20 protein-coding genes are annotated in these 26,131 nt (G+C 34.0%); 9 read left to right on the forward strand and 11 right to left on the reverse strand.

What is annotated here, in order from left to right; translation table 11 throughout:
* Positions 1-3: 3 nt before the first annotated feature.
* The 4 genes from IWX84_RS02635 to IWX84_RS02650 all read right to left on the reverse strand — a co-directional run bounded on the left by IWX84_RS02635 (position 4) and on the right by IWX84_RS02650 (position 4,680).
* Positions 4-963 carry a DUF3667 domain-containing protein gene (locus IWX84_RS02635; protein ID WP_196849208.1) on the reverse strand — a complete coding sequence of 320 codons (960 nt, stop codon included), beginning with the start codon at positions 961-963 and terminating at the stop codon, positions 4-6.
* Between the two features lie 101 nt (positions 964-1,064).
* Positions 1,065-1,835 (reverse strand): dienelactone hydrolase family protein, encoded by a 771-nt coding sequence (locus IWX84_RS02640; protein ID WP_196849209.1) that lies wholly within the window; start codon positions 1,833-1,835, stop codon positions 1,065-1,067.
* Between the two features lie 114 nt (positions 1,836-1,949).
* On the reverse strand, positions 1,950-4,151 hold the full coding sequence (locus IWX84_RS02645; RefSeq protein WP_196849210.1) for a penicillin acylase family protein: 2,202 nt from the start codon (positions 4,149-4,151) through the stop codon (positions 1,950-1,952).
* A 76-nt stretch (positions 4,152-4,227) separates the two neighbouring features.
* Entirely contained in the window at positions 4,228-4,680 is a 453-nt protein-coding gene (locus tag IWX84_RS02650) for an Lrp/AsnC family transcriptional regulator (protein WP_196849211.1), read from the reverse strand.
* Positions 4,681-4,912: 232 nt separating this feature from the next.
* Between IWX84_RS02650 and rocD the strand changes: the two genes are divergently transcribed.
* Complete coding sequence (rocD, locus tag IWX84_RS02655; protein ID WP_196849212.1) at positions 4,913-6,196, forward strand: ornithine--oxo-acid transaminase; 1,284 nt, start codon at positions 4,913-4,915, stop codon at positions 6,194-6,196.
* Between the two features lie 11 nt (positions 6,197-6,207).
* Entirely contained in the window at positions 6,208-7,170 is a 963-nt protein-coding gene (locus tag IWX84_RS02660; protein WP_196849268.1) for an arginase, read from the forward strand.
* An 82-nt stretch (positions 7,171-7,252) separates the two neighbouring features.
* On the opposite strand, the gene arsB is transcribed toward IWX84_RS02660, so the two are convergent.
* The 5 genes from arsB to IWX84_RS02685 all read right to left on the reverse strand — a co-directional run bounded on the left by arsB (position 7,253) and on the right by IWX84_RS02685 (position 11,088).
* Positions 7,253-8,293, reverse strand: a complete 1,041-nt coding sequence (gene arsB / locus IWX84_RS02665) for an ACR3 family arsenite efflux transporter (protein WP_196849213.1) — start codon at positions 8,291-8,293, stop codon at positions 7,253-7,255.
* The gene (locus tag IWX84_RS02670; protein WP_196849214.1) at positions 8,293-8,928 is read right to left on the reverse strand and encodes a low molecular weight phosphatase family protein; all 636 of its coding nucleotides are present in this window, start codon (positions 8,926-8,928) and stop codon (positions 8,293-8,295) included. The genes arsB and IWX84_RS02670 overlap by 1 nt, the downstream gene beginning before the upstream one ends.
* Before the next feature lie 17 nt (positions 8,929-8,945).
* Positions 8,946-9,416, reverse strand: coding sequence for a DUF6428 family protein (locus IWX84_RS02675; protein ID WP_196849215.1), 471 nt, complete (start codon positions 9,414-9,416; stop codon positions 8,946-8,948).
* A gap of 19 nt (positions 9,417-9,435) precedes the next feature.
* Positions 9,436-9,768: an ArsR/SmtB family transcription factor gene (locus IWX84_RS02680; RefSeq protein ID WP_196849216.1), complete on the reverse strand. Its 333-nt coding sequence runs from the start codon at positions 9,766-9,768 to the stop codon at positions 9,436-9,438.
* Positions 9,769-10,035: 267 nt separating this feature from the next.
* Complete coding sequence (locus IWX84_RS02685) at positions 10,036-11,088, reverse strand: zinc-dependent alcohol dehydrogenase family protein (RefSeq protein ID WP_231385389.1); 1,053 nt, start codon at positions 11,086-11,088, stop codon at positions 10,036-10,038.
* A gap of 443 nt (positions 11,089-11,531) precedes the next feature.
* On the opposite strand from IWX84_RS02685, the gene IWX84_RS02690 reads away from it, so the two are divergent.
* Positions 11,532-11,897, forward strand: a complete 366-nt coding sequence (locus IWX84_RS02690; RefSeq protein WP_196849217.1) for a hypothetical protein — start codon at positions 11,532-11,534, stop codon at positions 11,895-11,897.
* A gap of 104 nt (positions 11,898-12,001) precedes the next feature.
* A complete protein-coding gene (locus IWX84_RS02695) occupies positions 12,002-12,577 on the forward strand; it encodes a DNA polymerase ligase N-terminal domain-containing protein (protein WP_196849218.1) in 576 nt (191 codons plus the stop codon).
* A 46-nt stretch (positions 12,578-12,623) separates the two neighbouring features.
* On the opposite strand, the gene IWX84_RS02700 is transcribed toward IWX84_RS02695, so the two are convergent.
* Positions 12,624-13,406 carry an RMD1 family protein gene (locus IWX84_RS02700; RefSeq protein ID WP_196849219.1) on the reverse strand — a complete coding sequence of 261 codons (783 nt, stop codon included), beginning with the start codon at positions 13,404-13,406 and terminating at the stop codon, positions 12,624-12,626.
* A 391-nt stretch (positions 13,407-13,797) separates the two neighbouring features.
* On the opposite strand from IWX84_RS02700, the gene IWX84_RS02705 reads away from it, so the two are divergent.
* Both IWX84_RS02705 and IWX84_RS02710 read left to right on the forward strand, forming a co-directional pair.
* A complete protein-coding gene (locus IWX84_RS02705) occupies positions 13,798-18,756 on the forward strand; it encodes a LamG-like jellyroll fold domain-containing protein (RefSeq protein WP_196849220.1) in 4,959 nt (1,652 codons plus the stop codon).
* 525 nt (positions 18,757-19,281) lie between these two features.
* Positions 19,282-19,758 carry a hypothetical protein gene (locus tag IWX84_RS02710; RefSeq protein WP_196849221.1) on the forward strand — a complete coding sequence of 159 codons (477 nt, stop codon included), beginning with the start codon at positions 19,282-19,284 and terminating at the stop codon, positions 19,756-19,758.
* A 77-nt stretch (positions 19,759-19,835) separates the two neighbouring features.
* Here the strand turns inward: IWX84_RS02710 and IWX84_RS02715 are convergent, their stop codons facing one another.
* Entirely contained in the window at positions 19,836-20,963 is a 1,128-nt protein-coding gene (locus IWX84_RS02715) for a low temperature requirement protein A (protein WP_317192096.1), read from the reverse strand.
* Positions 20,964-21,251: 288 nt separating this feature from the next.
* Here IWX84_RS02715 and IWX84_RS02720 point away from each other — a divergent pair, with 288 nt between their 5' ends.
* From IWX84_RS02720 to IWX84_RS02730, 3 genes are all read left to right on the forward strand, one after another.
* Positions 21,252-21,947, forward strand: coding sequence for a DUF2064 domain-containing protein (locus tag IWX84_RS02720; RefSeq protein ID WP_196849223.1), 696 nt, complete (start codon positions 21,252-21,254; stop codon positions 21,945-21,947).
* Between the two features lie 44 nt (positions 21,948-21,991).
* Entirely contained in the window at positions 21,992-24,967 is a 2,976-nt protein-coding gene (locus IWX84_RS02725; protein ID WP_196849224.1) for a TonB-dependent receptor domain-containing protein, read from the forward strand.
* Between the two features lie 172 nt (positions 24,968-25,139).
* Positions 25,140-26,129 carry a phosphotransferase gene (locus tag IWX84_RS02730; protein WP_196849225.1) on the forward strand — a complete coding sequence of 330 codons (990 nt, stop codon included), beginning with the start codon at positions 25,140-25,142 and terminating at the stop codon, positions 26,127-26,129.
* Positions 26,130-26,131: the final 2 nt, after the last annotated feature.

The raw sequence follows: 26,131 nt of genomic DNA on the forward strand, positions 1-26,131 counted from the left end.
ATTTTAATGTAAATTGATAAATGTATAAATGGCATATAAAGTAAGAATAATTACAATTATAATAGCGTTGATTAAAAACAGGATGCTGCTTTTTATAAAGGAAACTAATCGTGTTTCACCGTAAAATCTATGGTGTGCTGGAAAAAAATAATAAACCATCCAGCTATATCCTATAAAATTAATTGTTCCCTCAATGAAACTGGCGAAACCTGACAATGCAAATAACGAAAATAACTTTGTAATTAAAAACAAGATTAAAAAAATTAGCAATAAGAACGAAAAATAATGCAAGGTAAATATACCATGATCAAAGTAATACCAGCGTTTCTTGTTATGAAAAAGCCATAGAAAAAATGCAAAAAGAGGCATGAATATGAATAAAACCTTCGGTAAATTATGCAGAAACGATTCCAAGAATTTTTTAATAATTTCTTGATTGCTATTGTTTTCGGTAACAGTTAATACTTTCTTGGTTATCCAATAACTAAAATCGTCTAATTTATTAGACTGTGGCGCGTATTTCTGAAGGGAATCTAGTTCTTTGACTGATTTATATTGCTCCCCAAAAATCTGATATTCTTTTTTGGTGTCTTTATTTGTAATTGTGATTGGTTTTTTTTCGTCAATTTTTATAGGTTCCGATTCTTTATTTGGAAAAATGGCAATTAAAAAAAATGTAATAAAGCTGATAAAAATGTAGAGCCGGACTGGCGCCAAATAAGATAATCGCTTTCCGGAAAGATATTCCTTGGTTAAAGTCGCCGGTTTGAATAACAGGTTTCTTATGGTTTTCCAAAACGCATTTTCATAATGTGTCAAATCTTCAAAAAAATGAATAAACAAATGATGAAATGTTTTTCTGGTATCCGTGTTTTCCTGTCCGCAATTAGGGCAGAATTTATTTTCGACCACATATCTGCAGTTCAGACAAGTTTTGTCGCTCCTGATTTTACTTTTTGACATAAAAAAAGAGTATAAATTCTATGATTTTGTTAAATTTCAACTTATAAATCTAACAAAAATCCAGAACTTATACCGTTTTTTAAAAATATATATTTAATAAATTATTTCAAAACTTCTTTTAAGAAAGAATTCATACGTTCCCAAGATCGTTTAGCCGCTTTTTCATTGTAAGCCGCTCCTTTAGAGTTGTCATTTCCTGCTTCAGGATCTGTAAAGGCGTGAACTGCATTAGCATAATAAATCATTTCCCAATCTGCTTTTGTATCACGCATCTCTTGCTGAAAAGCAGTAATTTCTTCTTTGGGTTCGTAAGGATCATCAGCACCATGTAAAACTAAAACTCTTGTAGTGATTGGATTGTTCATTCGGGTCGCATCGCGCCCTAAACCACCGTGAAAAGAAACTGCTCCTTTAATTTTCATTCCTGCTCTGGCAGCTTCAAGTACCCCCGTTCCTCCGAAGCAATATCCTATTACAACAATATTATCACGATTAGCACCTGCTTTTACTAATTGATCTAAAGCGAGTTGAATGCGTCGTTGATAATCAGCTACATTTTTTTTATAAAAACCGGCTTGTTTTCCTGCTTCCTGCATATTTGTTGGATAATTTCCTTCACCATAAATATCAGCGACAAAGGCATAATACCCCATTTTTGAAAGTTTTTCCGCAGATTGTTTTGCATGGGTGTCAATCCCTTTCCAAGCGGGAAGGATTAAAATTCCAGGTTTAGTTTTGCTTGCTTTTTTTGGTACAATTGATAAACCATTTAATTTTTGATTTCCATCAGTGTATTTTACGGCTTTCAATTGTGCGAATGCGCCATTAGAGAACACTAGAATTCCTAAAAAGGCAAAGAATATATTTTTCATATTAGCTATTTTTATTTATACAAAATTCTCAATTAATTTGTCATAAAATTAAGACTTTGATTTTTTTATCTTATGACTGTATTTTTAATTCTTATGATAAAAAGTTGAAAAAAACTATTCACCGGGGTGATAGGTGCGTTCCGCATTTTTTTGAACATCCTCCTTATAAAAAAGTACGTCTTTGAATTGTCCTTTTCGATACATTTCTGCCTGGTCATAAAAGTGTTTCGATTTTGGATCACCGCTGTTTCCGCCAGCAAGTAATGATTTGGCTTTTATTTTTGGTCCAAATTCTACCGCGCACACAAAACTGTTACCATTATATCCGTAACGCTTTTTGGTACCTTTTTGATAATTGCTTTTATAAGCAGGTAAACAACCCCAAAGAGCAGGTGCATTACCAATGGGCAAACTCACCAATGCATTATTATAAGTTAAATCAATGTCGCCAGATGGTCTTTGGAAGCGATTGATTTCGCCCCAAGGAATTTGCCAGGTTCCAAATTTAGCCTTCAATTCATTAACGACCATTTGTAATTGCGGAATAAGTTGATCTGAAGATGCATTTTTTGCAAAATTCTGAGTGTTTTCCACTTGGTCTAATTCGCCTTCATCAATATATACTTTTTGAATGATAGGATTTAATTTGGATGCCCATTCAATGGCTAATGTCGTCGCTACCGAACTTTCATTCGAATAATAATCCCATTTTTTTAATGTAGTAATGGGTTCTAATAATTCGGAATAAATGGGTTCATTTTTATTAATATTTTTTTCAAAACTCGAAATTAAAGAAGGAATTAGGACCTCAAAAGCGGACAGTTTTGTATCGTAACCGTCGGCAATTATTTTGTCTAAAGTATATTTTTCGCCTTTGCTTAACAAGCGAACAGCATTTATTCCTCTGAAACTTTCTCCGTCAGGAGCCATGTAAGGCATATAATCTTTCTTTTTTGGACTATCGGCACCCGCTACGGAATAGGGTGTTGAATTGCAATTTTGCAACCAACCGTTTGTAGGATTGTATAAATGAACTGTTTCAGAAACATCATGCAATCCTTTCCAGTCGGTTTTTGATGTGGAACCGTCCATAACTTTTGACCAATTCAGATTTTTATCTCTAATAGGAATAAAGTTCCCGTGCCAATAAGCAATGTTTCCTTTATTGTCAGCAAAAATGGTGTTATTAGATGTGTTGGCTTTTAAATCCATTGCTTTTTTATATTCGTCAAATCCTTTCGACTTTGTTCTCACCCAACTTTGAACCAAGCTATTCATCGAACGATTATTCGATTTCAAACTAATCCATTTCCCATCTCGTTTGGCCATAATTGGACCGTGGCTTGTAAAGTATGTTTTGAATTTTTTAGTGATTTGTTTTCCGCTTTCAAGATAATTAATGGAGATCATTTTTTCGCTAACGGGTACTAATTTAGAGTCGTATTCGTAGAAAAGTTTATTGTTTTTGGTTATAATTTTTTCGGCATACATATCGGCGACATCCACATTAGAGGAAGTGTGCATCCAGCCGCAATTTTCATTAAATCCTTGGTATATAAAAAATTGTCCCCAAGTTACCGCACCATATGCATTCAATCCTTCTTCGCTGCTCATTTGTATTTCAGGTCTAAAGTAAAAAGTCGTGTGCGGATTAATGTAAAGAATAGCATTTCCCGAAGCCGTTTTGGCTGGAGCCAAAGCAAAACCATTAGAACCAGTTTGCACGTCTTTCTCTCTTTCTACATAAGCAACCTTATCCGTGTTTCCAGAGTAGAAAGCTTTGAGTTCACCAGTCGTTAAATCTGCAGTGCTGATGGCACCAATGCTTCCGTCTGTCCAAAGCAAAGGAAACCAAGGTTCAAAATGAGTTAATAAAGCAGGTTTCACTTCGGGGTGTTTGTGCAAGTAAAAGTTAATTCCATCAGCATAACTATTCAATAATTTTTTCAGCCAAGGTGCTGCTTTTTTATAATCGGCCTTGGCTTCATTGGCATCCATTAAAAGTCGTATTTCTAAATCATTATATAAAACCGACTGTCCTTTTATTTCTGAAAGACGACCTAGTTTTTCTATATAATTCATTTCTACACGTTTAAAATCGTCTTCGCACTGCGCGTAAAGCATGCCAAAAACCGCATCTGCATCCGTTTTTCCATACACATGAGCAATTCCCCAATTGTCTCGGATAATCGTTACTTGTTGTGCAGATTTTTGAAGCCTTTTAATTTCTATTAAATTGCTGTTTTGAGAAAATACTTGAGTAGTACAGCAAAAAAATAAAAATAGTACAGCGATTTTTCTTTTGAAATGATCCATTTTATTGAATTTTAAATTTTTGAATTTCGTTATAAATACTCCTTTAATCTTTGGAATGACACCAAATTATTTCTTTTTAAAGCGATATGTTTCTTTTAAAAGCACATCCCAACTCTATGATAGAATCTGTTTTTGAAATGCCGGGAATGTTGTCTATTTTTTCGTAAAGAATCTTTCTCATGTGCTCATGGTCTTGCGCGACAATTTTTATATATAGCGTAAAAGAGCCCGTTACATAATAACATTCTGTGATTTCTGGAATGTTTTTTAATTCTTCAATAATTCGATTCGAATCCTGGTCTTTGTTTAAAGTGATGCCAGTGAATGAGGCCCAGTCATATCCTATTTTTTTCTCGTTTATAATGGGCTTTATCCCCACGATTATTCCTTGTTCGATTAATCGGTTTATCCTCTGGTGAACCATTGTATTGGATATTTTCAAAGCAGTGGCAATTGCTGAATACGCCATTCGGCCGTCTTTTTCCAATTCTTTAATGATATTTATATCGAATTCATCTAATGCGTCCATTGGAATTTATTTTTAAGTTGTAAGGGTATTTTTAGAAGTATAAAAGTAATTATTATTTTTTATATTATTGGGCGAAAATCATTTCATTAAATATTGTAAAATGACTTAATTTCGTACAAATAAAAGTAAATTTAACTTTTTTTAATTAAAAGTAAGTCAAAATTATCAAATATTCTTGTAAAATAAAAAATATTAGTTATTTTTGTTTCAAAGTTTTAAAAAATATAAAGTCATGGAACACATTGATCAAACACTTTCTTCAAAGTCTAACGAGTTGATAGAAAAAGAAAATAAATACGGTGCTCATAATTACCATCCTTTACCGGTAGTTTTGGAAAGAGGAGAAGGAGTACATGTTTGGGATATTGACGGAAAGAAATATTTTGATTTTTTATCTGCTTATTCTGCGGTTAATCAAGGACATTGTCATCCTAAAATTGTGGGTGCTATGGTTAAACAAGCGCAAACACTTACTTTGACTTCACGTGCTTTTTATAACGATCAATTGGGTCCGTATGAAGAATTCATGACGAAATATTTTTATTTCGATAAGGTTTTACCAATGAATACGGGAGCTGAAGCAGTAGAAACTGCTTTAAAAATATGTAGAAAATGGTCGTACGAAGTTAAAGGAATTCCTGAAAATCAAGCACAAATAATAGTTTGTGAAAACAATTTCCACGGAAGAACCACTACTATTATTTCGTTTTCGAATGATGAAAATGCACGTAAAAGCTTTGGTCCGTTTACAGAAGGATTTATAAAAATACCATACGATGATATTGACGCATTGGAAAATGTTTTAAAATCAACAAAAAATATAGCAGGTTTCTTAGTGGAACCAATTCAGGGAGAAGCTGGTGTTTACGTTCCTACCGAAGGTTATTTGGCGAAAGCCAAAGCACTTTGTGAACAACACAACGTTTTATTTATTGCAGATGAAGTTCAAACAGGAATTGCTCGTACCGGAAGATTGTTGGCGACTTGTGGGAATTGTGATTGTAAAAAAGGTTGCGAAAATAAACCAGAAGTAAAACCAGATATCCTTATTTTAGGTAAAGCCATTTCAGGTGGTGTTTATCCGGTTTCGGCTGTTTTGGCAAATAACGAGATTATGGATGTAATCAAACCAGGACAACACGGATCAACTTTTGGTGGAAATCCAGTTGCAGCGGCCGTTGCCATTGCTGCACTTGAAGTTGTGAGAGAAGAAAATTTGGCGGAAAATGCTGAAAGATTAGGAGTTATTTTGAGAAAAGGTCTTAACGACATTGCTTCAAGAAATCCTATAATTACATTGGTTCGTGGTAAAGGATTATTAAATGCTATTGTGATTAATAGTGACGAGGAATCCGATTTGGCTTGGGATATTTGTATGAAATTTAGAGATTATGGTCTATTGGCAAAACCAACACACGGAAATAAAATTCGATTTGCTCCGCCATTAGTGATTACCGAAACTCAAATTCACGAGTGTCTTGCGATTATTGAAAAGGCCTTAAACGATTTCAGATAATGGTTATTACAATGGAAAAAGCAATAAAATTAATAAAAAACAGATCCGATATTGGTGCAGGAACAAGAGGTTCCGATATGGGTATTGATGCAATCGAAATTGCAGCAATCAATCAAAACAGTGATTATTTTAATCAATTTGAATTTGAAGATGTAAAAACGCATAACGAATCCATTTATGATAAAAATCGAAGTTCTTCGGCCAAAAGGATTGAACACGTTGTGGAGCAATGTACCCGAGTTTGTCATGCAGTTAAAAAAAATATTCAAGGGAATTATTTTCCAATAGTATTGTCAGGAGATCATTCTTCGGCGTTAGGAACTTTAAGTGGAATCAAAGCGGCGTATCCCTCGCAAGATATTGGCGTATTTTGGATTGATGCTCATGCTGATTTGCATTCACCTTACACTTCACCCTCTGGAAATATTCACGGAATGCCTTTGTCTGCAGCACTTGGTGATGATAATTTGAGTTGTCAGAATAACGAAGTCCCAGCTGAAACACAGCAGCATTGGGAAGATATGAAAAATATTGGCTATCAAGGACCGAAAGTTTTGGCGGAAAACCTGATTTATTTTGGTGTTCGTGATACCGAGGAAGAGGAAGATAAGCAAATTGAAAAATTGCATATCAAAAATTATAAAGTTGATGAAGTGCGTTATCGAGGTTTGCAGAAATGTGTTACTGAAGCATTGTCAAAATTATCGCATTGTGAAGTTTTGTATATTTCTTTTGATGTAGATTCCATGGATTGTGATATGATTTCGTATGGAACGGGAACTCCAGTTCCAAAGGGTTTCGATCAGTACGAAATTATTGCAATCATCAATCAAATTATCCAAACCAAAAAGGTAGTTTGTATCGAATTTGTGGAAGTAAATCCATTATTGGACACCAAAGGAAATAAGATGGCAGAAACAGCTTTTGAAGTATTAGAAGCAATCACTTCAACACTTATTTTACCGGTAGAATAGTTTATTGCTGCTTTTAGTTATTATAAGAAAACCCAAAATCTATTTAATTTTGGGTTTTTTCTATTTTATAAATTACTAAAACTTAATTAGAATAATATTTTTTTCTTAACCAAAAAGCGACATTAACCAGAATTATCAAAGCCGGAACTTCTACTAATGGCCCTATAACTCCTGCAAATGCCTGTCCGCTATTGATTCCGAAAACTCCGATTGAAACTGCAATTGCCAATTCAAAATTATTTCCAGATGCAGTGAATGATAGTGCAACAGCATCTCTATAATTTGCCCCTATTTTTTTGGAAACAAAAAACATCAGGAAAAACATGATAGTAAAGAAAATCACCAGCGGAATAGCAATTCTAATCACATCAAAAGGCAAGTCAACAATCATTTCGCCTTTTAAACTGAACATGACTACAATTGTAAAAAGCAAAGCAATCAAAGTAATGGGAGAAACAAACGGAATAAACTTTTGATTGAACCATTTGTCACCAATGAATTTTTTGATGGTATAGCGACTAATTACTGCTAGTGCAAATGGAATTCCTAAATAAATTCCGACTGTCGTTGCAATCTCAGCAACTGTAATATTTAATTCCAAACCTTTTATTCCAAATAATGGCAACATGATTTCCAAATAGAAATAAGCGTATAAACTAAAAAAGAGGACTTGAAGTAAGCTGTTTATTCCAATTAAACCTGCGGTTAATTCCCGATTTCCCTCGGCTAATTCGTTCCATACAATTACCATGGCGATACAAGGTGCAATTCCAATTATGATTAAACCAGTCATGTATTCCGGGTAATCTTTCAAAAAAAATGTTGCTAATAAAAACATTAAAAATGGACCTACAATCCAGGTGATTAAGAAAGAGGCGGTCAGTAATTTTGGTTTTTCAAACATTAAAGGAATTTTCGAAAAATCAATTTTAGTCAATGGCGGATACATCATTAATATTAACCCGATTGCTAGAGGAACATTGGTCGTACCGCTTGAAAAGGAATTGATAAAACTGCTACTGGAAGGGATGAAATATCCTATGCAAACCCCAATTATCATTGCTAGAAATATCCAAAGTGTAAGGTAACTATCGAGAAAATTTAATCTTTTTTTAGCGGCCATTATTGAGATTTTATTTGAGAGAATACAAAAAACATTTCGGTTGCAATTTGCAAACTGCGTTCCTGATATTTTTGGGCTTGTTGTGGTTTATTATCAAATGCTTTTGGATCTTCAAAAGTGATTGGAATCCGCTTTTCGGCTCCTGCAATAAAAGGACAACCGCCATCCGCTTGTGAGCAAGTCAGTATAGCCGCAAATTCACTTTGAGCATTAAAATTATCATCATACGTTTTAGAAAAACCGATAATTGGATGTTCATTCTCCCCATATTTTATTGTATAAATTGGGTTATTTCCTTCAGAAATAGCTTTAATTTTAAATCCGGATTGCTCCAATGCTTTTGCAACCATAGGGAATAATGCTGTCGCTTCAGTGCCACCCGAATAACAAAAAACATTTTTTATATTGAAATAAGCTGCTGCTGTTTGCGCCCAAATTTGTGACAAATGACTTCTTCTTGAATTGTGGGTACAAATGAAGTTCAGCCTAACTTCTTGTTGGTTGGAAACTTTGTTTTGGATAAAATCAACAAGCGGTTGCAAAATAATTTTACGTTCTGCTGTTATGCTTTTTAAATCTAAAGTAAGGATTGCTTTTTCAATTTCCGGGAATAGAATGGTTTTGGTTAAAGTCATTTTATTATTTTAAAGAATTAGCAACAGCCGCCACCAGGAGTGCAGCTATTGGTTTGGTTTGAAATCTCAGACAATTTCACTTTCTGTTTTTCTGCTGGAATGCCACATTGGTCTTCAGCTAAACAAGCGGTTTGTTTGTTTAATAAGGTAAATGCTGTACCGTTAAAACCCAAATCGTATTTACCAATCGTTTCTCTCTGAAATTCCACTTCTACTTCATTATCTTCAATGCCCAGTATTTTTTCAGATAATTCAATTATATCCAATAATTTTTTTGGTTTAAGACGGTGATCAAAATCATTGGCATCCCACAATTGGAAATTCACAACGTTCTCATTACGGACTTTTCCACCACAATCAATAAAGTTTTTAGTGATTAAACCCACTTCAGTTACGTGAAAATGTTCTGGAACATAAGTTCCGTTTGGCAATACAAATACAACGTTTTCTAACGTGCTCAACTGTTTTTTAATTTCTGATAGTTTCATTTTTTTTATAATTTAAAAATTAACAACATTGGTTTTTCTTGTTTTCTAAATAGGTATTGATCAGGGTAAAAAAGCCTTTTATTTTCTCAAACCCTTCTTCGTTAAGGCAATAGCAAATCGATGCGCCTTCGAAATTTCCTTTAATGAGCCCAGCATTCTTTAATTCTTTCAGATGTTGCGAAACCGTAGGTTGTGCCAAAGGCAATTCGTTTACAATATCTCCGCAGATGCAACTATCAACTTTTATAAGATGTTCTATTATGGCAATACGAGCCGGATGACCCAATGCTTTGGCAAGAATAGCCAATTCGTTTTGCTCCTCCGTAAAATGTTGTGTTTTAGTAATTCCCATCGCTATATATTTATATTGCAATATTACGATAATTAATGCAACCGCAATTATCTTTGTTGTTAAATTAGCAATAAATTTTAAAGTTATAAAGCGGTAATTATCTTTTAATTTTAAAAATAAAGAAGTAATGTAATCGAGTAGGAGTAAAGAGAATTCCCCTCGATTGCATTACTTTTCACTTCTTGGAATGGTCTTGAAATTATGATTTGCTTTCTTACTATCATTAGATGATAATAAAAAAAAATGATTCAAAATCCGAAACAGATTTTAGGGTTCAATAATTACCTTCATCGCTTTTTCTTTCCCTGCATTGCCAAAAACTTCATAGGCTTTAAGGACTTCTTTTAATTTAAAATGATGAGTTATCAGTTTAGAAGGTTCTAATTTTCCAGAGGAAACCGTTTTCAAAAGCATTGGAGTAGTATTCGTATTTACCAACCCCATTGTTATAGTGATGTTTTGAATCCATAAATCCTGAATTTGCAATTCTACCGGTTTTCCATGTACTCCAATATTGGCAATGTGTCCACCGGGACGAACAATTTTCTGGCATATATCAAACGTAGCTGGCGCTCCAACTGCTTCGATAGCCACATCTACACCATCCTTGGTTTCCGATTTAATTCTTTTTGCAACATCTTCTTTGGTGGAATTAATAGTATGGGTCGCTCCAAATTTTTTCGCCATTTCCAACCGATTTTCATCAATATCAATCATATATATTTTAGCAGGAGAATAGAACTGCGCCGTAAGCAAGGCTGACATTCCTATAGGTCCAGCGCCTACAATCGCAATGGTGTCTCCGGGTTTTACACCGCCATTAATCACGCCAATTTCGTGTCCCGTAGGTAAAATGTCGCTTAACATTACTAGAGCTTCTTCATCAGATCCATCAGGGATAAGATAGAGACTGTTATCGGCATGTGGAATTCGCACGTATTCTGCTTGAGTACCATTAATAAGATGTCCTAAAATCCAACCGCCGTCTTCACAATGCGCATACATTTGTTTTTTGCAATATTCGCAACTACCATCTGATGTGATGCAGGAGATAATTACATGGTCTCCTTTTTTAAAATTTCTAACAGAAGTTCCAATTTCTTCAATTACGCCAACTCCTTCGTGTCCCAAAGTCGTTCCAGGTTTCACGGATGGGGTTTTTCCGTGTAAAATGCCTAAGTCTGTGCCGCAAATAGTGGTTTTAAGTATTTTTACCAGTACATCAGTGGTTTTTTCAATTTTAGGTAACGGGACATCTTTTAATTCAATTTTACCTGGTCCGCCATATACAAGAGCTTTCATTGTTTTAGTTTGTTCCATTTTTATTTTTTTTAATATTATTTCCTCAATTATTAGAATGAATTTATCGTGACGACCTAAATTTGAATTCTTACCCTTCTAAAGGCCGATGCAATTATGATATTGAGATAAGTGATATTCAACTGCAAAGCAGTAATTGTTCTACTCAAAGGTCGCTTATTTAAAGCATTGATTATATGATATAAGTCATTAAATAAATTATAAAACGAAATAGATTCAAGATTCTAAAATGATATTTTCTACTACTGCTACAAAAATATTTTTTGACACAAGGGAATTGATACTGTGAGAGCTTATTTTTTTGGATTTATTGTTAATTTTAAAAATCCCGTCAGGATTTAGTCTCTTGGTTTTAGTCCGTTTCTCTTCTTTTAAAGTTAAATAAAATGCATTTTTGGACAAAAAAGGTTAACTTAGTAATCAATAAATTAAAAAAAAATCTAATGGAAAATCAAGCTGATAAATCAAAACATAATGCAATGAAGTCAGATAAAGAAGATATAAATAAAGTGCCAGATTCTCTTTTATATCCACCAAGTGAAGATATTTATAATAAGTTTCACAAAGAGAGCGATATTAACCCGGAAGATATTTCGAAAAAGAAAATACCCGTTGAAATAGATAATGTCACGGAATTTAATGAAAAAGATTTTGAAGACGATGTATCTGGCGGAGATTTGGATATACCTGGTTCAGAATTAGATAATGATGAAGAGAATATAGGAAGTGAAGACGAAGAAAATAATTATTACAGTATTGGTGGTGATAACCACAGTGATTTAGATGAAAATGACGGAATAAAAAGCTAAAGAACTTTAGAAAATTGTATTATTTAAATGCTGTTTTTCTAGAGTGTCGTTTTATTAATGTACATCATAAATTTCATCTTGTACAACGATAAATTCATTTTGCTATGTCCTTGGATAAATATAAGAAAAAGCGCGATTTTAATGCGACCAATGAACCCGAAGGTGAAATTGGAAAGTCTGAAACCGAATTGATTTTTGTAGTGCAACAACATGCAGCATCGCATTTGCACTATGATTTTCGGTTGGAAATGGGTGGTGTATTAAAAAGTTGGGCAATACCTAAAGGTCCATCAATGAATCCAGCCGACAAAAGACTTGCGATTATGGTCGAAGATCATCCGTACAGTTACAAAGACTTTGAAGGGATAATTCCCGAAGGAAATTACGGTGCAGGTTCCGTTATTGTTTGGGATAATGGTACCTATTCTTTAGTGGAGGAACAAAAAAATAACGATGAAATTGAAAATATTTTAGAAACAGATTTGCAAAAAGGACACCTTAGTTTTATTCTTAAAGGGAAGAAATTAAAAGGAGAATTTGCATTAGTGAAATTAAAAATCAAACAAAAAAATGCTTGGCTTTTGATAAAGAAAAGTGATGATTTTGCTCTAAATACCAATATTTTAGAGGAAAATAAATCGGTTGTTTCTAATTTGACTTTGGAAGATTTAAAGATATAAATGGAAATAAAATTGCTTTCATAAAAATGTAATTACTGCATTATCATCAATGAAAAAATAAAGCAATCATTATTTCTAAAGCGATTAAAATAATAACAATCCATTCCAGTCGGGAGCTTTCCCTTACGTTCAAAACATCAGTAAAAAGAGTCAGATTATTTTCTACAATTTGCAAGCGGTAATCAAGGTCTTTGAAACGGGTATTGATATCAAAATTGGCTTTGAGGTTTCGGTTTAGTAAATCAAGTTCTTCATTGTCCCAAACTAAGTTCGGATCATCCAAGATGTATAAATTGTCGACAATACTGTTTTTTACATTCAAAACTTTGCCAATGTATTTTAGTAAATTGGTTTTTGAAATACTGATTTTGCCGTGTTGTTCCAATTGCAGAATAAAATGTTTTGAGGATGAAATAAGTTCGTCCGTCAGTACTTCATAATATTCGAGCGCCACGGATTGCCCAATATTGAGCATTACAATGCGTAAAATAGAAGAATCTATTTGAGGAACCGTGACGTAATTATTTTTTACGGTGACCTTTTGCAATTTTTCGTCCGTCTCAATTCGGTATTCCTCGAACAAATCCAAATCCACAAGGGTTGTGGCGTAATTTTTTATAAAACGGATCAATTCACTTTTGGCATGCACATCATAATTAGCGAATACTACTACGCCATAGTCAAAAACGTATAAAAAGCGCCCTGTGTCTTCCATGGCGTAAAAAACTTCTGAAGTGGAACCCGAATATATTTCCACACCAAATTCCGTACGAAATTTTTTCATATTGAAGGACTCTGCAACCTGAACAGCTTCGATTCGAATTTCCATAAACAAACAATTTTATACAAATTTAACAAAAATTGAGATTGATAAAGAGCGTTTTTTATTTTTTCAGAATCTAAAATTTTACATTAAAGTAGGTCTTTACCTATTTTGTATTCGCTTTAATTTAGACCAAATTGAAAATACCCAAAGAATCAGCTGAATTGTTAATAAAAATACTTATGATTTTTAGCATTGGGAAATTATATTATTAGTCTGAATGTCAGTATTTTAAATAAAATACAGGTTGATGAAAATAACAAATTAACATACTTAGTCGATTAATATTGTATTTAATCGATTTAATTTTGTAATTAATTTTGTATTTCGTATTAAAATTGTTAATTTTAAGCCACAAAATAAATTTTTTTTGTTAAACATTCAAAAAAATAGCACTTTGAAAAAAAACTACCCAAAAAATATTCTGTTTGCTTTTGCGCTGCTTTGGTCTGCATTGCTTTTCTCGCAAAATACTAGCCAAGCCATACATGTCTATTATGGCAACGGAATAGAAATCGTAAACGGATCAACAGTAGACTTTGGTTCGAGTACCATTGTAGAATTTACCATCAAAAATATCCCAACTTCAAATGGAAATCCGTCTTTGGTTCTTGCCAATCCGGAGGTGACAATAACTGGTATCGACTTTATGTTGTTGACTAGGCCAGGTTTTAATATCAAAAAAGATAGTCCTTCGACCTTTAAAGTCAGAAAATTAAACACAGAATGTGGGTCGTTTACGGGTTCCGTAGTGACAATTCATTCAAACGCTAAGAATTATCCAGAATTTTCATTTATACTTTCTTACAGCAATAAGCCATCCATTTCCGTACTGGGCGGATCGCCTACTCAAACGGTTCCTAACGGTCAAACTGTGGCCACATCATCGAACGGAACGCTGTTTGGAACACAAACTGTAGGTAATTTCACGACTAGAAATTATATAATCACGAATACAGGAACCTGTCCTTTGGATTTGGGGGCTCTTACATGTTTTGGTTATAATCCTATTACAGGAGTACAATCTACTGACTTTGCACTTGTTGTTGCTCCAACACCTTATCCTTCTGCTGCCGGCACGCCGTCAAGTAATATTATTCAGCCGGGAGCTAACTCTTATTTTGTAATAAGATTTTTGCCGCTTTCACCAGGGATAAAGTATGCTATAATTAGCATACCTAGCAATGACACCAGTAAAAGTCCTTATAATTTTGTGCTTAGTGGTGAAGGGTATAACCCTAATATCAATGGACCTGGAGGAGGGAATCCTGACTTCAGATTGTGGCTAAAATCCAATAGAGGAATAAGTTCAGGAAGTGCAGTATCGACAAATTATGCTGTTTCACTTTGGAAAGATTTAGGGTCAACAGGGAAGGACGCATCACAAACTACTGCTGCTAATATGCCTACATTTCTAGATGATACCAGCAATAATATTAACTACAATCCTGTTGTCAAATTTAAGAATGACGCATCTACCAGTCAATTTATGTATAATATTGATAATGGCTATTATACACATGAAACATTTGTCGTTGTTCAGCCAGATTTAACCATTGATGGATCAACTGCACCTATGACCATTATATCAGGAACCTCTGCGGCTAGTCCTTCTTACCCAATAGTGACGGGGGAACATACGGGAATTGGTTTTGGAAATTTCACCTCACGTTATGCAGATGAGCGTGTATGGTTTGGCCAATGGCAAGACAATGTAGGGAATCATTATAGTGTAGCCGACAGTTCGGGAGATTATTCCATTGCTGGAATTATCAACACTCGCAATAAAACCAACACAGCTAGTGCCGGTGTTGAAATGCTGTTCAATACTAATATTATAGGGGCTATTACCAATACAGTAGCATTTGCTAACCTGGGATTTACTGACACTAGCGTAACTCCTAATTTATTTAAAGGAACACCTTATAACATTGGTAAAAACATCAATAGCGGTGGTGCAAATGGAAATTTAAACGGAAGAGTAGCAGAAATTATCTCTTATGCTTCACGAGTTTTAGATGGGAATAGACCTAAAATCGAATCGTATTTGGCCATTAAATACGGTATTACGCTAGGAGTTAATGGTACGAGTACTAATTATCTAGATTCTGCCGGCTCAATTATATGGAATGCAACTACAAATGCGGGATTTAATTATAACATTACTGGAATAGGTAAAGATGTGGCTTCAGATCTATACCAAAAACAATCCAAAAGTAATAATGATGTCAAAGCGGTGACTATAGGATTGGGAGTAATTGCTACGACTAATAGTGGTAATATAAATGAGTTTAAAAAAGACCGCGATTTCCTAGTGTGGGGCTCTGATAATGGTACTTTTGCCATAGCAGGGAGCAACACAGTTAGCATAGCTTCGGGCATTACTACTACTGCCAACCGCATTAATAAAAAATGGAAAATTGTAGAAACTAAGAATGATGTCGATGGTGATGTAGGAAATGTTTTTGTAGGTATACCTGAAACTGCTTTTTCTAATTTACCTAAAGCTGTTACTGAGGAATACGTTTTAATTGTAGCGGATAATTCAAATTTCACAAATTCTGATATAATTGATATTATTCCACTTAAGATTAGTAAAGATGTATATGGTAATCCTATACTAGACAAGCAAGGAACTGCTAGTTATCAAACATGGTACGATTTTGATGGAACGAAGTATTTTACATTTGGAGTTGCACAACGACAAGAAGTTAAGCAATTAGTTAATAGCACCGGAAACACTAGTGATAAAGATTTCTTAGTTGGGGAATATGCATTAAATCTAAAGAGTGGTGCTTTTACAGTGGGTTGCTGGATTAGAAATGACGGTGCAAGCACTGCTTATAGGACAATATTTGGAAAAGGAAATGAATTGCAAATTCGATTGAATGCTGCACATAAAGTTGAGGCTTGTTGGGATGGTGTCCCGCGATTTACCTCGGTGACGGCTGTGGCTGATGGCAAATGGCATTATGTAGTAGCCGTTTACTATTATGGGGCAGCAGATTTATATATTGATGGGGTAAAAGACAATGCCAGTTTTAATTTGCAAAATCCTTCTCCTAATTTTAACAGGTTTTCTGTAGGTGCCTTGTATGTCGACAAAAACAATATCATCAATCCATTTCTAGGTGAAATTGACCAAATAAATATTTGGGATATGGCATTAACATCTAATCAAATAAATTATTTGATGAATCAGGAGATGGAAAAATATTCTGATGGTAAAGTCAGCGGTAAAGTGTTACCACAAAGCATTACCAAAAATGAATTTAAAACGGTTGATTGGTCATTACTTGTAGCTTACTATGACTTTAATGTTTTTTACGGTACCACTGTCGAAGGTTTGACTGGTGAGCGAAATTTTTTGAGGATTAAATATTTAAATAAAAATAAACAGTTACTTAATACACAGACTGCTCCACTACCTTATGAAACTATAGCTGACGGTGCGTGGAGTTTAGCTGCTACTTGGAAAAATGGCGCCATTCAAACTATTCCTAATTCTGTTTCTATCATTCCTGGTGGGTTAACAGTTAATGGAAATATTGTAAATATTAAACATAATATTACATCGACAGGAAACAAAACGGTCCTAGGGTTATTTGTTGAAGGGACTGATGCTACAACCTATAAAACATTATCCGTTAATAATGATAGCAAAGTAGAGGTATCTCACTATTTAAAATTGGATGGTTTAATTGACTTAAAGGGTCGCTCTCAATTAGTTCAAACACTCAATAGTGATCTCGATGTCAGCAGTAAAGGATTTATAAAAAGAAACCAACAAGGAACGCCAAATAAAGATAATTACAATTACTGGTCTTCTCCTGTGGGACCCATAAATAGTAGTTCTAACAACAATGCTTATACTGTTAATGATGTTTTTAAAGATGGGTCTACAGCAAATCCTCAAAATATAAATTGGGTAAATGGTTATAATGGCAGTTTAACTACTCCCATAAGTTTAGCACGATATTGGCTGTATAAATTTCAGAATGGAACAGAATATGCCGATTGGAAACATTTTACAGAAGGCACAAATGATGTTGCAAACTTCATTCTTCCTTCTCAAGGGTTTACCTTAAAAGGTGCAGGAGAAATTGATTCATCGAATACTTTAACCCAGAATTATACATTTGTGGGAAAACCTTATAATGGGCTTATTAATGGTAATTCTGTTTTGGCGGATAACTTATTTTTAGTAGGAAATCCTTATCCTTCGGCTTTAGATGCGTATGCGTTTATAAACGATAATATTAATACTATTGATGGTGTATTGACAGGAGAACTTTATTTTTGGCAACATTCTCCGGCGAATAATACACATATACTTTCTGGATACACCGGTGGTTATGCTACATTAACTTTAACTGGCGGAACTCCTCCCGTAGCTCCAATTGGAATTACTGGTCTTGGAACAAGCGCTAAGTTATCATATCAATACATACCAGTTGGTCAAGGATTTTTTGTATTGGGAAAAATAGGGGTAGTTGGATCTGTACCAGTTATATTTAATAATAATCAACGTTCTTTTGTAAAGGAAAATGATATAGATGATTTATTAGTTCCGATTTCCAATACCTTGTTCAAATTTAGTCCAAAGAAAAAGACAGAAATAACAACTGTTAATCACTTCACGGATAATTCTAATGATTCCGTTTATAATGATTACAATCCAAAAATTAGGCTTGGGTTTAATACAGCTAATAAATATCACAGACAATTGTTAATTGGGTTTATGAATGAAAAGGCAACAGATGGTATAGATTTAGGTTATGATGGGTATCAAATAGATACACAAACCAACGATTCCTATTTTCTGATTAATGACTTGGAATACACTATTCAAGGTGTTGGTGCATTTGATGTTAACAAAGCATATCCGGTAGGTGTGAAAACGGATACAATCGGTAATGTTCAGTTTATCGTTGATAGTGCAGAATTTTTACCTGCGAATCAAAAAATATTTATACACGATAAGGAAACTGCAGTTTATTATGATATTACTGATAAAGTAGCTGAAGTCAATTTGCCTGTGGGGACTTATAATAATCGTTTTGAATTGACTTTTCAAACAGACAAATCATTAGCCATAAAAGAAAACGAATTGCCGGAATCAATGCTGATGATATACAATAATGAGCTAAAAAAGAAATTGATTGTTACTAAAATTCAATCAATTGATATTAAAGAAATTATAATTTACAATATCATTGGTCAACAAATAAGTACTTTGAAAAAATTACCAAATCTTAATACAATAGAAATTCCGTTCAATGTTCAACGCGGTGTGTATTTAATAAAAGTAAATAGCGATAAAGGGATAATTAGTAAAAAAGTAATAAAGGAATAATTTCAAATTTATTTAAGAGGAGTTTGGAGTTGATTTTTGAACCATTTCATAAAATCTGCGGGGACAGTATTCAATGTTTTTGGAACAAAATCATTTGTGCAACATTTAACTTAAATTTCTGGATAATCTTTGGGAATACATCAAGTTATAGTTATAGCAATAGAAGAAGCGGATGGCTATAAGATATTGGGTTCTATAATTACCTAGCCAAGTTTATATATAAGAATAGATCTGTCCGGTCTTTTATAGATAGATTAAAAATGTATGGAGTTAAATATAATTTTAAAATTGTGTTCAAATAAGCAGCAATAATCCATTTTGCTTGAGATGTGTCTTGCAATTAATATAATTGATAGTAGTTGCTTCATATAAATGTATGCCATACTAGTTTAGCTTTGGGTATAAACAATTGTTTTATTAAGATAATTACCCATAAAATTTTATATAAATTCTACATTAATGCACGCTATTTATTCGTAAATTAGCATTGGCTATTGCCAAAATTATTAACTAATAGAAACTATTATGAAAAACTTAGGCCTTTTTTGTTTGCTGTTGACTTGTGTTGGACTCCAAAGTTGTAAAAATAATCAAAGTGAAAAAATCATTGAAGCTAAGAAAGCCGAAGAACCAATGTCCGTACAGTGTTACAAGGCGCTTTATGAGCAAGATACACTTGATTTGAAAATAAACACTTTCAAAAATGGAGAAATAACAGGTAATATGGAGATGACAATTGCTAACATGCCGAAAAAGGTTGGTGAAATCGTCGGAGAATTTCGTGGTGATACTTTATTTGCCAGTTATACGTTTACCCAGGGCGGTTATAAAGAAAAAACGTATAAAAACCCAATGGCATTTCTAAAGCGAAACAACCAACTTATCTTAGGTAATGGGAAAATACAAACAATGATGGGAGCCTCTGATTTTGCTAAAGGCGAGCCTATCGATTTTGAGCGTGTGAAATATAAATTTAGTGCTGTTGACTGCAATGAGAAATAAAAAACAAACAGGGGAGAGCAATCTCCCTTTTTTAGTTTTTGCTCAGGTTTATGTTGATAAAATTATAGAAGAAAAGTTCAAAAATTTACTTTACCATATAGTTTCATTTGTGTTTTATAATTAAGGACTATGTAAATCGCAAAAGAAAATGCCATCCCAAAAAGAATGTATTGCACTCTTTCTAAAAGCAAGGATGCTGTGGCAATACCAAGTACGATTAATGTATTTATTATCCTATATTTGCCATTTTCCGGTACATTGATTGCATATGCGGTTTGTTTTCCAATATATAGTAACAACATTCCTGAAATCGCTAAAATTCTAAATTCAAACAAATTTAAATCGTTAAGGATCGCATGCCTTATTGTATTAGCGAGTAAGGCAAACGACATATAAACTAATAATTGTGAGTAGATAATACCAGTTCCATATTTATCTCTTTTACTTTCAATCAATAAGTTTAACGAATCAAAATAAATCCACCAGATCATAGCGATTATCGAAAAGCCTACCAGTCCAGTGGCAATAGTTAAAATAGTCCAATCTACTTTAGTAAGACCCGATGTCAATGATGCTATAGACTCACCTAAAAGTACAATGGCTAATAACCCTATGCGTTCTACTAAATGTTCTTTATCCACTGGTTTTGTAGAATTTTTAGAATTAAGAGTAGTCTGAATAATAATAATTTCTATAATAATGCTGAAGGTTAGCAGTAATGCAGCTATTTTAAATGAGAAAAATATGCCAGATAAAGCAAGCGTCGTTCCAAAAGCCAATACCCCAATAATTCGACCGTTGATTGATCTACCTTTTATTTTCTGAATATCCTTAGCGTATAGTCCAGCAGTTATTATTTTTGCTATTCCATACACCATTAAAAAAACTGAATAGTTATTGTCAATTCCAGAATCGATGGTCGTAGATAAAATTATAAGAACAAACATAATGAGCAGCGTAAATATTCTATGGAACCGACTATCATTATCAAACCTATTTGAAAACGAGGTGTGCAGTACCCAAATCCACCAAAAAGGTAAAAACAATATAATGAATGTTAAAAATACTCGACTGTCTAATTCATTGTTATGAGTGTGGGCGAAGAGATGCGTCACCTTTCCCAATGCCACAACGAAGATTAGATCAAAAAAGAGTTCGAGCCAGGTTGAGTGTCGAGTTTCATTTAAGTACATTGAATTTTTCATAAGCTGTCTTGCAAATCTAAGTGATAAAAAGGTTGAGAGGCTTTTTATATTTTTTTCGCTTAGACAAAACTAAGTTATGAAAATTTATTGGTCTAATTTAAAATAGTTAGTTAAGCGGATAAAATGCAACGACAATTTGTAAGCTTATAAAAGGAGTGTTTTCATATATTTGAATATTAAAATATTATCTTTAGGAACCAATAAAAATTCAATTCCTGAAAACTGAAGTGAAATTTGAATAGTTTATTTTTTTTGTCAGTTTTAACAGAGAGTTTCGTCTATACGTTTATGTATACAATAAAGGATTATTCTACAACTACTGCCGTCCTGCTTTTTGCTCAAAGTGAAAAGATAGAAAGTGGTTTAAAACCAATTGCATCTTGTTCAAAGCAAAACGTATTATTGTGGAAAAAAATGAATGGTAATGTTACAAAACTTATTCAAAAATCCAAATTACCTTATTTTGTTTCAGATGAAAATAGTCAAGTTGGCACCACTTTTGGAGAAAAAATAACGCATGCTATCCAAGCCGTTTTTGTTAAAGGTTTTGCAAAAGTTATTGTCATTGGAAATGATTGTATTGAATTGAAAGTACAGCATTTGCTTCAAGCCGAAAAGGATTTAAAAACCAATGATTTAGTTATTGGTTCCGATTATTCTGGTGGCGCTTATTTAATAGGTATTTCAAAATCGGAATTTAATGCCGATTTATTTGAAACTTTGCCTTGGCAAACAAAAGGGGTTTTGACAGCTGTACAAACACTTTACAAAACGCAATCAATCGCTTATCTTCCTCGTTTGAATGATTGCAATGACGCTTTTGATTTTAAAAAAGCTACTCATAAATTATCATTCTCCGATACTTTTAGAAAAATACTTCTTTCTTTTTTGTCCATAAATAAAATTCAAAATTATTTTGATACAGGATTTTTTTCCTATGATTATCATCCTTTGAATTTTAATAAAGGGTCGCCTGTTAGCTGATCAACTTCCGTTTAAAACTTTTTTAAATTAATTATTCAAGCCAAATGAAGCAATTTTATATTTGGGCAGTGCTGTTTGTATCAACAATAGCAATGGCTCAACAAGATTTAACCGTTTCTGTTATTGATGCAGCAACACAAAAACCAGTTTCTAATTTATCCGTAGTTTTAGTAAATAAAAGTAGAAACCTACAATTAATTCAAAGTTCAAACATACAAGGTAAAGTGATTTTTAGAAACTTGGAAGCGCTTGATGGGTACCAAATCATTTCTGAAGGAATTCAGGATTTTGCTGCTGAAAGTTCTGATTTTATTAGCATTCGTTCGAATCAAAATCCAAATGTGACTTTAATTTTAAGAAAAAGTAACGCACAACAATTAGATGAGGTTGTAATTTCTACTGGTTCGACTTCCAAAATAAATCGGCGTGATGCCGAAGTTTCTTCGGAACTAAAAGCTGCTGAAATTCAAGAAATTCCAGTTGAAGGCCGAGATATTACACGGGTTTTATATCGATTACCCAATGTTTCGCAAGCCACAGGATTTTATGCGGAAGCGCCCAACGTGAGTATTAATGGAATCAATGGTTTATTTACCTCCTATTTGATTGACGGATTAGACAATAACGAACGATTTCTAGGAGGTCAAAAGTTTGCCATACCATCTGGGTTTGTAAAAGATATTACCGTTTTGACCAGTAATTTTTCGGCAGAATATGGCTTGACAGGAAGTGGAATCATCGATATTACGCCTCGTTCCGGTTCTAACGAATTGCGAGGAGAAGCTTTTTTTATTACAAGACCGGGACCATCCATTGATGGACATTCTTCATTTGCGCAACGTGATTTGTCAGGGAATCAAGTAAAAGATGGTTTTGCACGCTATCAAGCTGGTGGCGGAGCTGGTGGAGCTTTTGTAAAAGACAAGACGTTCTACTATTTCAATTTTGAGCATACTACTGACGTTAAAGATAATTTATTGAATGTTCCTGCTTTGGGTGTGAATGAAACGGTTAGAGGAACCAATACGTTTAATTATTTTTCTTCTAAAATTGACCAAAATTGGAACAAGAATTTCAGAAGTTCCATTCGTGCCAATGTTGGTTTAGTGGATATCGAAAGACAAGGCGGAGGACTCGAAGGTGGTGTTGCTTTTCCATCTTCGGCTAATACGCAAAAGAGAAATAGCGTTTTACTGGCTTTAAAAAACTCGTATAGTTTTGGTAAAATAAGCGGGGAAACTAACGTTCAATACAGCCATTTTAATTGGGATTATGCCAATCCTCAGAATGTGAACGACCCACAAGTAGTGGTTTTAGGAACTAATGATGAAACGTTAGCTGTTTTAGGCCATCCAGGATATTTGTTTAAAGCTGTTGAAAATACAGTTCAAATACAACAAAAATTCAAATACTATTTAGATAATCATACCTTGAAGGGAGGATTGAATTACATCAGAGGCAATCATGATTTGTTTGGTGGTGGAAATCCAAATGGAAATTATACCGTTAAATTGACACAATCACAAATTGATGCATTAAATGACAGTGGTGTGGGAAGCAGTTTATCGATGAATGATATTCCATCAAATGCGACGGTCGCGAATTATAATGTAGAATTGCGGCCCGCTTCATTTGGAACGCATCAAGATATATATTCCGCTTATGTGGAGGATTTATGGTCGGTTACTGATAAATTAAATATTACGCTCGGATTGCGGTATGATTATGATAATTTGTCTAAAGGAGGAAGCAACAAAGGCGATAATAACAATCTTGCTCCCCGATTTAATTTTAATTATAAATTAACCAATAAAAGTAGTTTTCGTGGGGGTTATGGGATTGCTTACGACAAAATTAATTATGCAATTTATAGTGATGCCTTGCAACAAAACACGAAATCAGCAGATTATAGAAAGCAATTGCAACAATTTATTACTTTAGGAATACTTCCAGCAAATACTAATCTGGATGCGATTACTTTCAACGGAAACATATCAGCGAGTGTAACAAATGTTACCTATTTACAAGGACCAAGTGGCGACCAATTGCAAGCGCAACGAGAAGGAGTTTTTTCTAACGAAAGACGTATTTTAAATCCGAACGGGTATAACAATCCTTATTCTCAGCAGTTTTCTTTGGGGTACCAACTACAAGTTGATGAAAATAAATTGTTTTTTGTTGATTTAGTGCATAATCGCGGGGAAAATTTGTTTCGTTTGAGAAATTTGAACGCTGCTGCTGAGTACACTGTTGATCCGAATAACGTGATTGTTAGAACACCATCTCAAGCGGACGCAACAAGACCTATACCAATCTCAAATGCAGCAGCAACCATCAATGGACAAACCGTGAAAGGAGTTGCCAGAAATGTGGTAATTAGTGAAACAGAAGGGAAGTCAAGATACTATGCGATGAGTTTGAATTATCAAAAAGCGAGAGGAGAAGACAAGTATTCGTATCGTTTGAATTATACTTTATCTTCTTTAAAAAACGACACTGAAGACATTAACTTTAGAGCAATGGATGGCAATAACTACGGCAATGAATGGGGGCCATCTATAAATGATCGAACACACAATATTAACGGAATTTATAGCTATTATCCGTTTACGGGAACAACGCTAACATTGGCTGGACTTTTGCAAAGTGGTCAACCGATAAATCGTATTCCTCTTGGTTTTGGAACTACTGATTTGAATGGTGATGGTTCTGGTTTTAGTGATGCGTATCAAGGGAATAGCGACCGTTATCCAGGAGAAAGCAGAAATAGCGATCGTTTGCCTTGGAGTACTACTTTTGATATCGGTTTGCAACATCAATTTAAAATATCGGGAAACAATAAAATTGAATTGCGTGCAGATATTTTCAATTTGTTCAATGCTGAAAATTTAAGTGGGTATAGCAACAATGCGACCCAAAGCAACCAAATTCAAGGAGGTTCTACTGCTAGTGGATTATTTACGAAGCGAAATGCTTCGCCACCAAGACAGTTTCAATTTGGAGTGCGGTATTTATTTTAGAAATTCCAATCCTGCGAGGTTGTGGAATTTCGCAGGATTTTGAACCTATGTTTTTTTGCGTTAAGGATAGAAGTGAAAATCCTTTTTTGGGCTTTTTGGCCCAAAAAAGATTGCAGCGGATAGCCTGACCGCCTTTTTTTGGCGGAAACGCCCCATTTAATAACAATAAATTATGTTTATACTTAATGCCAGTGAGCCGAAAGAATTGGCTCAATATTTAAAAGAAAATCAATGGTTAGCTGATGCAGAATCTATTCTTTCGTTGACAAAGCCGGGCGAAGGAAATATGAATTATGTGTTGAGAGTTACTACTAATTTGAGAACATTTATCATTAAGCAATCTCGTGCTTACGTTGAAAAATATCCGCAAGTCCTAGCACCGGCGGAACGTGTGATTACCGAAGCTGGCTTTTATCAAAAAATTGCTAGCGCAAACGCCGTTCAAAGTAGAATGCCTCATTTGTTAGGATTGGATAAAGTAAGCAATATTTTGCTGTTGGAAGATTTGGGAAAATCCAATGATTTCAGTGTTTTGTATGATTTAAAACAGCGATTGACGGCCGAAGAAATTACAGTTTTGGTTTCTTATCTGAACGAATTGCACACTCATTTTCAGAAAACGAAAATGGATGATGAATTGGCTAATTTGGAATTGAGAAAACTGAATTATGAACATATTTTTCGATATCCATTTCTTGAAGAGAATGGGTTTGATTTGGATTCCGTTCAAATGGGTTTACAAGAATTAGCGCTACCGTACAAAAAAAACGCGGCACTAAAAAGCAAGGTGGAACTGTTGGGGTCTTTGTATCTTTCTAAGGGGAAATATCTATTGCACGGTGATTATTATCCCGGGAGTTGGTTAAAAACCGATGATGGCATTAAAATTATTGATCCAGAATTTTGCTACTTTGGTTTGAGAGAATTTGATTTGGGTGTTTTAATCGCACATTTGTATCTGAGCCAACAAGATGTTAGCTTGATAACTGTCATAGAAAAAGAATACGCTGCTTTTGCAGACTTAAATCCTGAAATTTTGAATGGTTTTGTGGGTGTCGAAATGATGCGTCGCTTAATAGGATTGGCGCAATTGCCATTACAAATGGAGTTAAATGAGAAAGGAAAACTGCTAGAATTAGCAAATCAATTAATAATGAAATAAAG

The organism is Flavobacterium sp. CG_9.10 (genome assembly GCF_015752245.1).
Taxonomy (GTDB): domain Bacteria; phylum Bacteroidota; class Bacteroidia; order Flavobacteriales; family Flavobacteriaceae; genus Flavobacterium.

Coding starts and splice junctions, on each gene's coding strand:
- IWX84_RS02635 (WP_196849208.1), bottom strand. CDS start 963: ATGTCAAAAAGTAAAATCAGGAGCGACAAAACTTGTCTGAACTGCAGA.
- IWX84_RS02640 (WP_196849209.1), bottom strand. CDS start 1,835: ATGAAAAATATATTCTTTGCCTTTTTAGGAATTCTAGTGTTCTCTAAT.
- IWX84_RS02645 (WP_196849210.1), bottom strand. CDS start 4,151: ATGGATCATTTCAAAAGAAAAATCGCTGTACTATTTTTATTTTTTTGC.
- IWX84_RS02650 (WP_196849211.1), bottom strand. CDS start 4,680: ATGGACGCATTAGATGAATTCGATATAAATATCATTAAAGAATTGGAA.
- rocD (WP_196849212.1), top strand. CDS start 4,913: ATGGAACACATTGATCAAACACTTTCTTCAAAGTCTAACGAGTTGATA.
- IWX84_RS02660 (WP_196849268.1), top strand. CDS start 6,208: ATGGAAAAAGCAATAAAATTAATAAAAAACAGATCCGATATTGGTGCA.
- arsB (WP_196849213.1), bottom strand. CDS start 8,293: ATGGCCGCTAAAAAAAGATTAAATTTTCTCGATAGTTACCTTACACTT.
- IWX84_RS02670 (WP_196849214.1), bottom strand. CDS start 8,928: ATGACTTTAACCAAAACCATTCTATTCCCGGAAATTGAAAAAGCAATC.
- IWX84_RS02675 (WP_196849215.1), bottom strand. CDS start 9,416: ATGAAACTATCAGAAATTAAAAAACAGTTGAGCACGTTAGAAAACGTT.
- IWX84_RS02680 (WP_196849216.1), bottom strand. CDS start 9,768: ATGGGAATTACTAAAACACAACATTTTACGGAGGAGCAAAACGAATTG.
- IWX84_RS02685 (WP_231385389.1), bottom strand. CDS start 11,088: ATGGAACAAACTAAAACAATGAAAGCTCTTGTATATGGCGGACCAGGT.
- IWX84_RS02690 (WP_196849217.1), top strand. CDS start 11,532: ATGGAAAATCAAGCTGATAAATCAAAACATAATGCAATGAAGTCAGAT.
- IWX84_RS02695 (WP_196849218.1), top strand. CDS start 12,002: ATGTCCTTGGATAAATATAAGAAAAAGCGCGATTTTAATGCGACCAAT.
- IWX84_RS02700 (WP_196849219.1), bottom strand. CDS start 13,406: ATGGAAATTCGAATCGAAGCTGTTCAGGTTGCAGAGTCCTTCAATATG.
- IWX84_RS02710 (WP_196849221.1), top strand. CDS start 19,282: ATGAAAAACTTAGGCCTTTTTTGTTTGCTGTTGACTTGTGTTGGACTC.
- IWX84_RS02715 (WP_317192096.1), bottom strand. CDS start 20,963: ATGAAAAATTCAATGTACTTAAATGAAACTCGACACTCAACCTGGCTC.
- IWX84_RS02720 (WP_196849223.1), top strand. CDS start 21,252: ATGTATACAATAAAGGATTATTCTACAACTACTGCCGTCCTGCTTTTT.
- IWX84_RS02725 (WP_196849224.1), top strand. CDS start 21,992: ATGAAGCAATTTTATATTTGGGCAGTGCTGTTTGTATCAACAATAGCA.
- IWX84_RS02730 (WP_196849225.1), top strand. CDS start 25,140: ATGTTTATACTTAATGCCAGTGAGCCGAAAGAATTGGCTCAATATTTA.